The organism is Pseudomonas sp. I2, assembly GCF_040984075.1.
GTDB classification, from domain to species: Bacteria; Pseudomonadota; Gammaproteobacteria; order Pseudomonadales; family Pseudomonadaceae; genus Aquipseudomonas; species Aquipseudomonas guariconensis_B.
This window is the reverse complement of record NZ_JBCGFQ010000037.1, coordinates 40,998-53,955: the sequence shown is the minus strand read 5'-3', so window position 1 is coordinate 53,955 and position 12,958 is coordinate 40,998. Positions and strand designations below refer to the sequence as shown.

Genomic DNA, 12,958 nt, shown 5'->3' with positions numbered 1-12,958 from the left:
GGACCGGGTGGGGCATGGAGGTTCCTTGGAGAGGCTGGGGGCGACGGCGGGTGTACCGGCCCCATTCTTGACCCTTTCACCTGTCTGATAAATAGCCCACCGTGCACGGGGACATTGCACCAGACGCAATCATCCGACCTGATAAGATCACTTTCCCACAGCTGTCACGGATAACGGCCATGCAACTGCCAGACATGAACCTGCTCGTCGCCCTCGATGCCCTGCTCGACGAGGGCAGCGTGGTTGGCGCGGCCCAGCGCATGAACCTGAGCCCGGCGGCCATGAGCCGGACCCTGGGGCGGATCCGCGATGCCCTCGGCGACCCGATCCTGGTGCGCGCCGGCCGTGGCCTGGTACCGACGCCACGGGCGCTGGCGCTGCGCGAGCAGGTGGCGACGCTGGTGGAGCAGGCCGGGCAGGTGTTTCGCAGCGGCGACGACGTGGACCTGCCCAACCTCGAACGGGCCTTCAACATCCGCACCAACGACCTGTTCATCGCGCTCTATGGCGCCCAGTTGCTGCGCATGATGCACGAGCAGGCACCACGCACGGTGCTGCGCTTCGTGCCGGAAAGCGGGGGCGACGACGATGCGGTGCTGCGCGACGGGCGCACCGACCTGATCATCAGCTCGACCATCGACCTGGGGCCAGAGATCAAGGTGCAAAGCCTGTTCCATACGGTCTACGTGGGCCTGGCCCGTCGCGATCACCCGATCTTCGACGACGAGATCACCCCCGAGCGCTTCGCCGCCTACCCGCAGATCAGCGTGTCGCGACGCGGCCGGGCCAATGGCCCGATCGATGTGGAGCTGGCCAATTTCAAGGTGCAACGGCGGGTCGCGCTGATCACGCCGAGCTTTCATTCGGCGATGTTCTCCCTGCCGGAGTCGAACCTGATCCTGCCGATGCCGGCCAACATCCTGAGCAGTGTGAACAAGCTTGGGTTGCCCTTGCGTTCGTTCGAGATTCCGTTGCCGCTGGAGCGGGTGACGGTGGTGCAGGCGTGGCACCCGCGGTTTCACAACGATCCGGCGCATCGCTGGTTGCGGCAGATGCTGAAGGCCTGCTGCAGCGTCGATCCCTGACGGCTTGCGATGGATGTACCGGCGCATTCGCAGGCACACACGATCCATGGATTGCGTCTGACGCAACTTAAAACTGCCAATAAGTCAGTTTTCGTCAGCATTCGACCTTCTTAGACTTTCCCAGCCCCTGAAATTGTTGCTGGAGATGTCTGCCCATGAGTTCCCTGTCCGCGCCTTCCGCCGCGCTCGCCGCCCCCGCGCCGGCTGCGCCGGTGCAAGCCGCGTTCGGTCTGCGGGTGGTGGCCGGGCTGTTCGGTGTGCTGCTGGCGGTGCTCTGCGCCGGCCTCAACGAGTCGGTGACGAAGATTTCCCTGGCCGATATCCGTGGCGCCATGGGCATCGGCGCCGACGAGGGCGCCTGGCTGCTGGCGGTCTACAGCGCCGCCTCGGTATCGGCCATGGCCTTTGCGCCGTGGCTGGCCACCACCTTCTCCCTGCGCCGCTTCACCCTGGCTGCCATCGGCCTGTTCGCCGTGCTCGGCCTGCTCCAACCCTTCGCCCCGAACCTGCATAGCCTGATGCTGCTGCGTATCGTCCAGGGCCTGGCGTCGGGAGCATTGCCGCCGATGCTGATGAGCGTGGCGCTGCGTTTCCTGCCGCCGGGTATCAAGGTCTATGGCCTGGCCTGCTACGCCCTGACCGCCACCTTCGGCCCCAACCTGGGCACGCCGCTGGCAGGCTTGTGGACCGAATATGTCGGCTGGCAGTGGGCGTTCTGGCAGATCATCCTGCCCTCGGCCCTGGCCATGTTCTGCGTCGGCTGGGGCCTGCCCCAGGACCCGCTGCGTCTGGAGCGCTTCAAGCAGTTCGACTGGCGCGGCGTGGTGCTCGGCTTGCCAGCGATCAGCAGCATCGTCCTTGGCCTGTCGCTGGGGGATCGCTGGGGCTGGTTCGACTCGCCGCTGATCTGCTGGCTGCTCGGCGGTGGCGTGCTGCTCTTGGTGCTGTTCCTGTTCAACGAATGGTCCGAGCCGCTGCCGTTCTTCCAGTTGCGCATGCTGTCGCGACGCAACCTGAGCTTCGCCCTGCTGACCCTGGCCGGGGTGCTGGTCGTGCTGTCGGGCGTGGGGAGCATCCCGTCGGCGTACCTGGCGCAGATCCAGGGCTATCGTCCGGCGCAGACCAGCCCGCTGATGATGCTGGTGGCCATGCCGCAGTTGCTCGCCCTGCCGCTCACGGCGGCGCTGTGCAACATCCGCGCGGTGGATTGCCGCTGGGTACTGGCGGCCGGCCTGGGCATGCTGGCGCTGTCGTGCCTGGGCAGCAGCCTGCTGACCAGCGAGTGGATCCGCGACGACTTCTACGTGTTCTACCTGCTGCAGGTATTCGGCCAGCCGATGGCGGTACTGCCGTTGCTGATGCTCTCCACCAATGGCATGACCCCGCAGGAAGGCCCGTTCGCCTCGGCCTGGTTCAACACCGTCAAGGGCCTGGCCGCGGTGATCGCCACCGGCCTGCTGGACGCCCTCGGCACCCTGCGCCGGCATTTCCATTCCAACCACCTGGTCGACAGCCTGGGCAATGCACCGCTGCTCGACGACCGTGCTCCGGGCTTGGCCCAGCGCATCCACGAACAGGCCCTGGTACTGACCTCGGCCGACCTGTACCTGGTGATGGCCGGCGTCGCCGTGGCCTTGATTTGCCTGATTCCTTTCGTGCCTACCCGGGTCTATCCACCGCGCGCGGTGGCTTGATCCCGGGATGAATCCGAGACTGCTGAAATGACCAACAACCGCAAGACTATCGTGATCGGCTCGGTGCTCGCCGTGGCCGTGCTGGCCGCCCTGGTCGGGCCCTGGCTGCTGGGTAGCGACCACCGGCAGACCACCAACGATGCCTACGTGACCGCCGACTACACCGTGGTCGCACCCAAGGTCGCAGGCTTCATCAAGGACGTGCTGGTGGAAGACAACCAGCAGGTCAAGGCCGGCCAGTTGCTGGCGACCATCGATGCCCGTGACTACCAGGCCGCCCTCGACGCCGCCCAGGCCCAGTTGCTGGTGGCCAGGGCGCAGAGCGCCGATGCCCGCGCCACCCTGGAGCGCCAGGCCGCGCTGATCGCCCAGGCCGAGGCGGCGGTCAAGGCGGCCCAGGCCGAGATGGCCTTCGCCGAGCATGAGGTCAAGCGTTACAGCCGCCTGGCCGAGCAGGGCGCCGGCACCGTGCAGAACGCCCAGCAGGCGCGCAGCCGGGTCGACCAGGCCCGTGCCCGCCTGGCCAACGCCCAGGCGGCGCGGGTAGCGGCGCGCAAACAGGTGGACATCCTCAGCGCCCAGGTGGCCAGCGCCGACGGCCAGCTCAAGCGCGCCGAGGCAGGCCTGGAGAAGGCCCAACTGGACCTGTCCTACACCCGCATCACCGCGCCGGTGGACGGTATGGTCGGCGAGCGCGCCCTGCGGGTCGGTGCCTATGTCAACCCGGGGGCGCGCCTGTTGTCGGTGGTGCCGCTGCAGCGGGCCTACGTGGTCGGCAACTTCCAGGAGACCCAGCTGACCCACGTGCAACCCGGCCAGCCGGTCAGCATCAGCGTCGATACCTTCTCCGGCGAGCAACTGCACGGCCATGTCGAGAGCATCGCCCCGGCCACTGGTGTGACCTTCGCCGCCGTCAAGCCAGACAACGCCACTGGCAACTTCACCAAGGTGGTCCAGCGCATCCCGGTGAAGATCGTCTTCGATGACGGCCAGCCTCTGCTGGAGCGCCTGCGCGTGGGCATGTCGGTGGAGGCGACCATTGACACCCACGGCGACAGGCTCGCTGGCAAGGAGGTCACCGCGCGATGAAACCGGCATCACGCTTGAGCCCGCTGCTGCTGACCCTGCTGCTGGCCGGTTGCACCCTCGGGCCGGACTTCCAGCGCCCCGACAGCCAGGCGCCGCAAGCCTGGGCGCCCTTGCAAGGCGAGGCGGCGGCCAGCCAGCCGACGGCAGAACCTGTGGAGTTGCGCTGGTGGGACAACTTTCACGATGCGCGCCTGAGCGCGCTGATCCAGCGCGTCGCCGAGCGCAACCTGGACCTGCAGATGGCCAGTGCGCGCCTGCTGCAGAGCCGCGCCCTGCGCAGTACCGTGGCCGCCGACGAGGCGCCGTCGGTGGACCTCGACGGCAACTACAGCCGCGCCCGCAATAGCGCCGAAGGCCTGAACGACCCGTCCGGCAAGGCCGGCAAGTCGGCCTTCAACCTCTGGCAGGGCGACCTGATCGCCGGTTGGGAACTGGACCTGTGGGGCCGTGTACGGCGTCAGGTCGAGGCCGCCGACGCCACGGTGGAAGTGGCCGAGAGCGACCGTCGGGGTGTGCTTCTGGCGCTGTTGGCTGAAACCGCCGGTGACTACATCCAGTTGCGCGCGGTGCAGCACACCCTGGAGGTCACCCGCGACAACCTCAAGGTCGCCCAGCACAGCCTGAAGCTGTCCCAGGACCGCCAGACCGAGGGTGTCGCCACGCGCCTGGACGTGGCCCAGGCCAGTGCCCAGGTGGCCTCGATCGAGGCGCGCCTGCCGACCCTGGAGGCGCGGCGCGATGATCTGATCAACGCCCTCAGCCTGCTCGCCGCTGAGCCGCCACGCAGCCTGCAGGATGAATTGCTGGCCGTGGGCGAGTTGCCGGCGCCGCAGCAGGCCTTCGCCATCGGCTTGCCGTCCGAGCTGGCCGAACGGCGCCCGGACATCCGCCAGGCCGAGGCGCGGCTACATGCCGCCACCGCGAGCATCGGTGTGGCCAAGGCCGACTTCTACCCGAGCATTCGCCTGTCTGGCAGCGTGGGCTTGCAGGCCATGCAGCTGTCTGATTTCGGCGCCTGGGACTCGCGGCGCTTCGCCTTCGGCCCGCAGCTGTCGTTGCCGATCTTCGAGGGCGGACGGTTGAAGGGCACCCTCGAGTTGCGCGAGGCCCAGCAGCAGGAGGCGGCGCTGAACTACCGCAAGGTGGTGCTGGGCGCCTGGCATGAGATCGACGATGTGCTGCGCCTGTACAACGCCAGCCAGTTGCGCCGCGACCACCTGGCCGAGGCGGTGCGGCAGAACCGCGTCGCCCTGGAGACGGCCCAGCGGCAGTATGTGGAAGGGGCTGTGGATTTTCTCAATGTGCTGAGCGTGCAGGGGGCGTTGCTGGCCAGCGAGGAGCAGTGGATCGACAGCTCGGCGGCAGTGTCCCAGGCCTTGGTGGGGTTGTACAAGGCCCTGGGTGGTGGCTGGCAGGCGTTCGACGAGCAACCTCCGAAGGTGTAGGGCTGCGAAGCAGCCCCAGAGCTGAACGTCTTGACGGGTTCTTCCACAGGTTCGCCAATGGGGCGACGCGGTCTCAAAGCGGTCGCAGCAATCCGAACCGCTTGCGCAGCACCTTGTCCAGTAGCCGCTGCGGCAGCCAGCGGGCCATCAGTGGCAACGCCGTACTGCCGTTGCCCAGCCGCACCAGGGCCGGTGTCGGCACCTTGCGGGTCGCACCCAGCAACCCCTTGGCGAACGCTGCCGCCGAGGTCGGCTTGTCCTGGGATGCCCGGGCCCGCGCCTGGACATGCTCGCGCAGCGGCCACCAGGGCGAATCGACGGCGAGCACCTGCTCGGCCTGGCGCTGGGCATTGCTGGCGAACTGCGAGGCGATCGCCCCCGGCTGCACCTCCATCACACGGATGCCGAACGGTGCCAGTTCCAGGCGCAGGGTGTCGCTCAAGGCATGCACGGCAGCCTTGGACGCACAGTAGGCACCAGCGAACGGGGTGACCAGCACGCCGGAGACGCTGCCGATGTTCACCACCAGGCCACGGGCGCGGCGCAACAGCGAGAACAGGGCACGGGTCACGCCGACCAGGGCGAAGACGTTGGTCTCGAACTGCTGGCGAATGGCATCGACGCCGCCGTCGAGCAGCGGCCCCATGGCGCCGTAGCCGGCATTGTTGATCAGGATGTCCAGGCCGCCGTAGCGGTCTTCCAGCTCCTCGGCCAGGCGAGCCAGGTCGTCGCTGTCGTTGACATCCAGTTGCCGCGCGGCGAAGCCGGCGGCGGCCAGTTGTTCGACGTCTTCGGGCTTGCGGGCGGTGGCCCAGACTTCGTGGCCGGCATCGCGAAAGGTGTCGGCCAGGGCGCGGCCGATGCCGCTGGAACAACCGGTGATCAGGACGGTGGGCATGGGGAGGCCTTTGTGGTGGGCGTGTGGATCCGTGGTGTGTCAGTGCCGGCCCATTCGCGGCGGTACCGACAACCTGTTCAGTTGGCGAATGTACCTTGCAGGTGCTCGGCACGGAACTCCAGCGTCTGTGGCCGGTAACCGGAGCGTAGCGGTGGCAGGGGCAGGCAGTCGCTCCATTCGGCACCGGGCTGCAGCTCACCGGGGCCGCGGTAGCGGGGCGCGTTGTAGGTGTTTTCGGCGAGGTTGACGGTATCGCCCGGGGCATAGGCGGCCACACGCCAGCGCAGTTCGATCAGGGGGACGTCGTTGCCGTTCTTCATGCGTACCTGCAAGGCACGGTCGGCGGGGCATTTGTCCGGTGCGTAGGTCAGTCGCAGGTCCAGTCGGGCCAGTCGCGAGGCTTCACGGTTGTCTTCCCACACCACCCACAACGCCACCAATCCCAGGCCGAACACGGCGGCCAGCGAAATCGGCAGGGCCTTGGCCGGGTAGCGCAGCAGCAAGACCAGCCAGGTGAGAATGAGCAGGGCGCCGATGATCATTGGGATAGGGGCCTTGAGTGCTTGGGTTCGGACATCTTGGAACGGCAAGCTTCAAGCTTCAAGCAAAAGCAAAAGCAGGACAGCGGTAGGGCCAGTATCGTCGGCACACCGCTGCCCTGCTTTTTCTTGTAGCTTGCAGCTGCTATTGGGCGATGGTCTTCACGGAAACGCCCCGCTCGGCAGGCGTCGAAGTCCGCCCATACACATCCTCGAAGCGCTCGATGTCATCCTCGCCCAGGTAGCTGCCGGACTGCACCTCGATGATCTCCAGCGGGATCTTGCCCGGGTTGCGCAGGCGGTGGATCGAGGCGATGGGGATGTAGGTCGACTGGTTCTCGGTGAGCAGGAACACGTTCTCGTCGCAGGTCACCTCGGCGGTGCCGGACACCACGATCCAGTGCTCGGCGCGGTGATGGTGCATCTGCAGCGACAGGCTGGCGCCTGGCTTGACGGTGATGTGCTTGACCTGGAAGCGCCCGCCCATGTCCACCGAATCGTACGAGCCCCACGGGCGGTACACCTCCAGGTGGTTCTGGGTTTCGCTGCGGCCCTGCTGGTCGAGGGTGTTGACCAGTTGCTTGACGCCTTGGACCTTGTCCTTGTGGGCGATCATCATGGCGTCCTTGGTCTCGACCACTACGATGTTCTCGAGGCCGATCACCGACACCAGCTTGCCGTTGCCGTGGATCATGCAGTTGCGGCTGTCCTGCACCACCACGTCGCCCTTGGTGACGTTGCCGTTGGCGTCCTTCTCGTGCACGTCCCACAGCGACGACCAGCAGCCCACGTCGCTCCAGCCGGCGGTCAGCGGCACCACACAGGCACGCTGGGTCTTCTCCATCACGGCGTAGTCGATGGAGTTGTCCGGGCAGCAGGCGAAGGTGGCCTCGTCGATGGCCAGCACGTCGCCGTCATCGACGCTGCGCTCCAGGGCCAGCAGGCAGGTGTCGTAGATGTCTGGGTCGTGCTTCTTCAGCTCCTCGAGGAAGCGGCTGGCGCGGAACAGGAACATGCCGCTGTTCCAGAAGTAGCCACCGGCGCGGACGAATTCGTTGGCGCGCTTCTCATCGGGCTTCTCGACGAACTGCGCGACCCGCGCCACGCCTTCGGGCAGCAGGGCGTCCTGGCTGGAGCGGATGTAGCCGTAGCCGGTCTCGGGCTTGGTCGCCGGCACGCCGAACAGCACCATCTCGCCGCGCTCGGCGGCCACGGTGGCCAGGGCCAGGGCGCGTTGCAGGGCCTTCTGGTCTTCGATCACGTGGTCGGCTGGCAGCACCAGCATGAGCTCGTCGCGGCCTTCGTTGACCAGCTTCATCGCGGTCATCGCCACCGCCGGCGCGGTGTTGCGGCCGAAGGGCTCCATCAGGATGGCCTGGGTCTGCAGGTTCAGCCCGGACAGTTGCTCCTGGACGATGAACTTGTGGTCCTTGTTGCACACCACGATGGGGGCGTCCATGCCTTCGAACACCAGGCGCTGGAGGGTTTGCTGGAACAGGGTGTGCTCACCGGTCAGCGCCAGGAACTGCTTGGGGAACTGCTTGCGCGACAGGGGCCACAGACGGGAACCGCTACCACCAGAAAGAATTACCGGGATCATGATGTTTCTCCAAAGGTCGATAGAGGCAGGGGATCAGTTGCTGGCCACGGGACGGGTGACCCACACCGGCGACAGGCTGCTGCCGGAGCCGGTGACGTAGAGCACGGCCGCTTCGCCGCGTTCGAGGGCGACGGGCTTGACGTCGCTGACTTTCTTGTCGCCTTCGTAGAGGGCGAGGTTGACCTTGACCGGGTTGATCTCGCGCTCGCCACGGCCCTTGGCCGCCACCGGCTTGACCACTTCGGTCTTGCCGTCGGCGGTCTTGAGGGTCAGCGACTGGTCGCTGAGGTTCTGTACCCGTACCAGGGCCTTCTGCTTGTTCTTGAACGGCGGCTCCTCGATCAACTGCGGGCTGCCGCTGGCGCTGTTGACCAGGGTGTAGTACTTGTCCGAGGCCAGCTTGACCGGGACGCTCTTGCCGCCGACCTGGGCGGTGTAGTCACCGCCAGGCAGGAAGCTGAAGTCGCTGCTGGCCTGGGCGCCGACCTGCTTGATCTGGGTGTTGCCCACGCTGGCGGCGACCGGTGCGTTGCTGGCGTTGTACAGGCGCACGAAGGTCGAGCCTTTCGGTGCGCTCGGGCCGTAGAGCGCGGCGTCGGCGCCGGCGAAGGCCTGCAGGGAGGCCAGGGACAGGCCGGCCGCGAGGGTGAGTGCTTTGGCGATGGAAGGCTTGTTGGTCATGTGCGTTTCCTCTTCAGTGGTCCGTCCGATTGGACGACAGGGCCAGGTTTGCGTCGGTATTGCGGGTGTTCTTCAACTGCGCGATCCACTGCGGATCGAAGGCGCTGAGGTCGTTCTTCATTGGCAGATAGCGTTCCGGGAACTCCCACACCACCACTTGCGGGGCAGCGTCCTTGAAGGCGTCGCTCTGCAGGTACTTGAGCATCGGCAGCAGCGGGCCATGGCCGTCTTCGGCGTAGTTGGCCACGTCGCTGCGCAAGGCTTGCTGCAGGGCGCCGAGGAAGTTCCAGTGCGGGTTGGCGCTGTAGCTGGTACCGACCAGCGCCACCGGGATCTGGGTGTCGGCGAACAAGGCGTCGCCGCTTTCGCCTTCGGCCTGGACAGGCTGGGTGCTGCGTTGCTGCAGGTTGTCCGGGGCTGGCAGCAGCTCGCTGAACAGCGGGTCCAGGGGTAGGAAGTTGGTCAGGTCGCCCTTGTACGGGCCGCTGTCGCCGGCCTGGGTGACGAACGCCTGGGGCTCGCCATCGAGCAGGTGTTGGCGCGCCACCGCCTCGGCCAGGGTTTGCGCGGCGACCTCGGCGCCCATGGGCGTCCAGTGGGTGTCGGTGCGCAGGAACACCTGGCCGCGGGCCTTGGCCTGTTCCATCGGGGTCAGCAGGTCGGGGGCGAACACGCCGGCCTGGCGGGCCTGGGCATGGAAGCGGTTGTACAGGTCATCGTGCAGGCTGGTCGGCAATTCCTTGCCCAGGTACTCGGCATAGATCCGCGCCTTGGCCGGCACGATCGCCAGCACCAGTTGGCTGCCGTGGCGTTGCAGGGTGTCGCGTACGCCGCGGATCAGCGCCAGGTTGTCCTGCATCAGTTGCTCGGCGTCGGCGCTGGGCTTGAATTCCTCGTCGGTGAACAGCCACTGCTCACGGCCCAACACCACGCCCGGGCGGCCTTCGTTGAACAGCTTGAAGTCCAGGGCCGCCCACAGGTTGGTGCCGATGCGCTTGATCGGGAACTGTTCGTCGTAGTGGGTCTCGGCGGCCTTGGCCAGCTTGCCGTCGAGCAGGGTCATCTGCCCGGTGCGGTTGAAGCTCTCCAGGCCACCGACGGACCATGCGCCGAGCCCGACCAGCAGGCCGAGGAACGACAGGGAATAGGTGATGCGCAGTGTCCGGTTCATGATCATGACCTCAGAACTGGAAGTAGAGGAACGGCGAGTAGCTCTGCGCCGAGAGCTTGAGCACCGAGGCGACGAACAGCAGCAGGACCAGGGCGCGGGTCATGACCCGGGTCCAGTCCAGGCCCAGCGAGCCGTCGGCGTTGACCTGCACCGGGGTGGCCTTGGGCGTCGGTGCGGCATTGCGGTAGAAGTCGCGCAGGCCGAAGAAGGCCAGGGTGGCGTAGGCCAGCACCAGGGTCGCCACTTGCAGCCCGGTGAGCTGGGCACGGTTGAGCTCCGACAACTGCCAGTCGCCGAAGCTGAACATGGCGCCGTACATGCGCGCGGCCACGTCCAGGTTCTCGGCGCGGAAGATCACCCAGCCGGTCACCACCAGCAGGAAGGTGAAGGCCCACTTGACCGGGTTGAAGCGCTGCGGGTTGGTGTCCAGGCCCAGCGCACGTTCGATGGCCAGCCACATGCCGTGCCAGGCGCCCCAGATGATGTAGGTGAAGTTGGCGCCATGCCACAAACCGCCCAACAGCATGGTCAAGAACAGGTTGCGGTAGGTGTTGAAGGTGCCTTTGCGGTTGCCGCCCAGGGTGATGTACAGGTAGTCGCGCAGCCAGGTCGACAGGCTGATGTGCCAGCGCCGCCAGAACTCGGTGATCGACTGGCTGATGTAGGGCTGCTTGAAGTTCTCCATGAAGCGAAAGCCCATCATCAGACCCAGGCCGATGGCCATGTCGCTGTAGCCGGAGAAGTCGAAGTACAGCTGCGCGGTGTAGGCCAGGGCGCCGAGCCAGGCATCGCCGGTGGTGGGGTTCTGCAGGGCGAAGCAGTGGTCGGCGACCACCGCCAGGGTGTCGGCGATGAACACCTTCTTGATGAAGCCCTGCATGAAGCGGGAGCAGCCTTCGGAGAACTTGTCGAGGGTGTGGGTGCGATTGTTGAACTGATCGACCAGGTCCTTGAAGCGCAGCACGGGGCCGGCGATCAGGTGCGGGAAGATCGCCACGAACGCCGCGAAGTCGATCAGGTTGCGCGTGGCCGGGGTGTCGCCGCGGTACACGTCGATGATGTAGCTGATCGACTCGAAGATGTAGAACGAGATACCGATCGGCAGCAGCACGTGGGTGAGGATGAACGGCTCCAGGCCAAACGAGGTGATGATGGCGTTGAGGCTGTCGACGCCGAAATTGGCGTACTTGAAGTAGCCGAGGATCGCCAGGTCCACGCCCACGCCCAGCAGCAGCCAGCGCTGTGCCGGCTTGGTGCGCACGCCGGCGGCGCCGACCTTCAGGCCGATCCAGTAGTTCCACAGGGTGACCCCGGCGAACAGGGCGAGGAAGTCCACCCGCCACCAGGCGTAGAAGATATAGCTGGCGACCAGCAGCAGCAGGTTGCGATAGCGTTGCCCGCTCAGGTAGTACAGGCCGAGGAAGATCGGCAAGAACAGGAACAGGAACACGTTTGACGAGAAGACCATCCCGGTTCTCCTAATTTGTTCACAGCATCCAGGGCAAAGCGCCCCCCAAACCCCCCGGTGCAAGACCGGAAGGCAACCTGGTACCTCTGTGGGAGCCGGCTTGCCGGCGACGCAACTAGCGTTGGTCGGGACCGCTTTGCGGCCCATCGCCGGCAAGCCGGCTCCCACAGGGGTCGTGTTACTTTTTCAACTGCGCACCCGGGTCGTAGACCCGTGTCACATCGCCCCCCAGCCGGAAGCTGTTGAACGGCTGCATTCCGCGCTTGCGCTGCAAGGTGTCGCCACTGCATGGGTAAAGGCTGCAGTACGGCTCGAGCCAGGCGTACTTGCTGTCGACCTTGAGGTCCTTCATGTCCTGCTTCTGGCCATTGCGCGAGGCGAAGGCGCTCGGGTCCTTCGCACCGGCCAGGACTTTCTGCGCCAGGCGCTGCAGGGCGTTGTCGTTCTCGCCACGCAGGTCGACGCCGTTGGCCTGGGCGAAGCTGGCGATCATCGCCAGCGGCGGCAGGGCATAGTTGTGGTAGGCCAGGGCGCGCTGGCGGCGCTTGAGCTCGTTGGGCAGGAAGCCCTGGGCATCGACCTGGTTGGCGCCGACCTTGTATTCCTGCACCGCCCAGTCGAACAGGTCGCGGCGGTCGGTGGCCACGGCGGTGGCCATCACCGACCAGGCGGCCCAGTAGCTGTGGTTGTTGATCTTCTCCAGCGGCAGGTCGCTCCAGTCGCGCACGGTCTGTTCGGCCAGGCGGCCCAGCCACTTGTCGATCAGCTCGGCTTCGGCCTGGTGCGCGGCCAGTGGCTGGGAGTTGGAGAACTTCAGGCGCAGCCAGGCGCCGCTGATGCTGCCCAGGGCCCATTTGCGCATGGACTTGCCGGTGTGGTTGTAGTCGGTCGACATCAGCGCATTGGCGCGCGCCCAGGTGCCGAGCCAGGTCAGGGTGCAGTCGAGCTGGGCCGGGCGGCCGTCGCGCATGTACTGGCCGACCATCTTGCTGATGCCGCGCTCGAGGGTGGTGATGTCCTCGGTGGATTTGCGGAAGGCTTTCTCCGAGGCGACGTTGAGGGTCGCCCGGGCGCTGTCGGAGCCTTCGTATTTGCTGCGAAATTGCAGGGCGCCGGTATACGGCTTGGGGGCCGCCTGGCAGCGGAAGTTGCCGTCGCCGGTCTTGAGCTTCTCGATCCCGGCGTAGTAGCCCTGCGGTGGCACCAGCGCGGCCTGCGCGGCGCCGCCGAACAGGGCCAGGGCGAGCAGGGCGGGGGCGGTCTTTCTGGGGATAAGGGTCATGGTCGC

At 66.5% G+C, this 12,958-nt stretch carries 11 protein-coding genes; 4 read left to right on the top strand and 7 right to left on the bottom strand.

The window, feature by feature from the left end:
* Positions 1 to 179: 179 nt before the first annotated feature.
* The 4 genes from WCE05_RS18615 (at position 180) to WCE05_RS18600 (ending at position 5,313) form a co-directional block, all read left to right on the top strand.
* Positions 180 to 1,085, top strand: a complete 906-nt coding sequence (locus WCE05_RS18615; RefSeq protein ID WP_368816288.1) for a LysR family transcriptional regulator — start codon at positions 180 to 182, stop codon at positions 1,083 to 1,085.
* A gap of 155 nt (positions 1,086 to 1,240) precedes the next feature.
* The gene (locus tag WCE05_RS18610) at positions 1,241 to 2,779 is read left to right on the top strand and encodes an MFS transporter (RefSeq protein ID WP_368816287.1); all 1,539 of its coding nucleotides are present in this window, start codon (positions 1,241 to 1,243) and stop codon (positions 2,777 to 2,779) included.
* A 27-nt stretch (positions 2,780 to 2,806) separates the two neighbouring features.
* Positions 2,807 to 3,868 carry an HlyD family secretion protein gene (locus tag WCE05_RS18605; protein WP_225789452.1) on the top strand — a complete coding sequence of 354 codons (1,062 nt, stop codon included), beginning with the start codon at positions 2,807 to 2,809 and terminating at the stop codon, positions 3,866 to 3,868.
* Positions 3,865 to 5,313: an efflux transporter outer membrane subunit gene (locus WCE05_RS18600; protein ID WP_368816286.1), complete on the top strand. Its 1,449-nt coding sequence runs from the start codon at positions 3,865 to 3,867 to the stop codon at positions 5,311 to 5,313. The genes WCE05_RS18605 and WCE05_RS18600 overlap by 4 nt, the downstream gene beginning before the upstream one ends.
* Before the next feature lie 73 nt (positions 5,314 to 5,386).
* Here the strand turns inward: WCE05_RS18600 and WCE05_RS18595 are convergent, their stop codons facing one another.
* The 7 genes from WCE05_RS18595 to WCE05_RS18565 all read right to left on the bottom strand — a co-directional run bounded on the left by WCE05_RS18595 (position 5,387) and on the right by WCE05_RS18565 (position 12,952).
* A complete protein-coding gene (locus WCE05_RS18595) occupies positions 5,387 to 6,211 on the bottom strand; it encodes an SDR family oxidoreductase (RefSeq protein WP_368816285.1) in 825 nt (274 codons plus the stop codon).
* A 77-nt stretch (positions 6,212 to 6,288) separates the two neighbouring features.
* Complete coding sequence (locus WCE05_RS18590) at positions 6,289 to 6,753, bottom strand: multidrug transporter (protein WP_368816284.1); 465 nt, start codon at positions 6,751 to 6,753, stop codon at positions 6,289 to 6,291.
* A gap of 142 nt (positions 6,754 to 6,895) precedes the next feature.
* Positions 6,896 to 8,350 carry a mannose-1-phosphate guanylyltransferase/mannose-6-phosphate isomerase gene (locus WCE05_RS18585; RefSeq protein ID WP_225789448.1) on the bottom strand — a complete coding sequence of 485 codons (1,455 nt, stop codon included), beginning with the start codon at positions 8,348 to 8,350 and terminating at the stop codon, positions 6,896 to 6,898.
* A gap of 33 nt (positions 8,351 to 8,383) precedes the next feature.
* The gene (locus WCE05_RS18580) at positions 8,384 to 9,031 is read right to left on the bottom strand and encodes an alginate O-acetyltransferase AlgF (protein WP_368816283.1); all 648 of its coding nucleotides are present in this window, start codon (positions 9,029 to 9,031) and stop codon (positions 8,384 to 8,386) included.
* Positions 9,032 to 9,044: 13 nt separating this feature from the next.
* Positions 9,045 to 10,202, bottom strand: a complete 1,158-nt coding sequence (locus tag WCE05_RS18575) for an alginate O-acetyltransferase (protein ID WP_225789446.1) — start codon at positions 10,200 to 10,202, stop codon at positions 9,045 to 9,047.
* Positions 10,203 to 10,212: 10 nt separating this feature from the next.
* Complete coding sequence (locus WCE05_RS18570) at positions 10,213 to 11,670, bottom strand: MBOAT family protein (protein WP_368816282.1); 1,458 nt, start codon at positions 11,668 to 11,670, stop codon at positions 10,213 to 10,215.
* Positions 11,671 to 11,848: 178 nt separating this feature from the next.
* Entirely contained in the window at positions 11,849 to 12,952 is a 1,104-nt protein-coding gene (locus WCE05_RS18565; protein ID WP_225789444.1) for a mannuronate-specific alginate lyase, read from the bottom strand.
* Positions 12,953 to 12,958 lie beyond the last annotated feature (6 nt).

Coding starts and splice junctions, on each gene's coding strand:
- WCE05_RS18615 (WP_368816288.1), top strand. CDS start 180: ATGCAACTGCCAGACATGAACCTGCTCGTCGCCCTCGATGCCCTGCTC.
- WCE05_RS18610 (WP_368816287.1), top strand. CDS start 1,241: ATGAGTTCCCTGTCCGCGCCTTCCGCCGCGCTCGCCGCCCCCGCGCCG.
- WCE05_RS18605 (WP_225789452.1), top strand. CDS start 2,807: ATGACCAACAACCGCAAGACTATCGTGATCGGCTCGGTGCTCGCCGTG.
- WCE05_RS18600 (WP_368816286.1), top strand. CDS start 3,865: ATGAAACCGGCATCACGCTTGAGCCCGCTGCTGCTGACCCTGCTGCTG.
- WCE05_RS18595 (WP_368816285.1), bottom strand. CDS start 6,211: ATGCCCACCGTCCTGATCACCGGTTGTTCCAGCGGCATCGGCCGCGCC.
- WCE05_RS18590 (WP_368816284.1), bottom strand. CDS start 6,753: ATGATCATCGGCGCCCTGCTCATTCTCACCTGGCTGGTCTTGCTGCTG.
- WCE05_RS18585 (WP_225789448.1), bottom strand. CDS start 8,350: ATGATCCCGGTAATTCTTTCTGGTGGTAGCGGTTCCCGTCTGTGGCCC.
- WCE05_RS18580 (WP_368816283.1), bottom strand. CDS start 9,031: ATGACCAACAAGCCTTCCATCGCCAAAGCACTCACCCTCGCGGCCGGC.
- WCE05_RS18575 (WP_225789446.1), bottom strand. CDS start 10,202: ATGAACCGGACACTGCGCATCACCTATTCCCTGTCGTTCCTCGGCCTG.
- WCE05_RS18570 (WP_368816282.1), bottom strand. CDS start 11,670: ATGGTCTTCTCGTCAAACGTGTTCCTGTTCCTGTTCTTGCCGATCTTC.
- WCE05_RS18565 (WP_225789444.1), bottom strand. CDS start 12,952: ATGACCCTTATCCCCAGAAAGACCGCCCCCGCCCTGCTCGCCCTGGCC.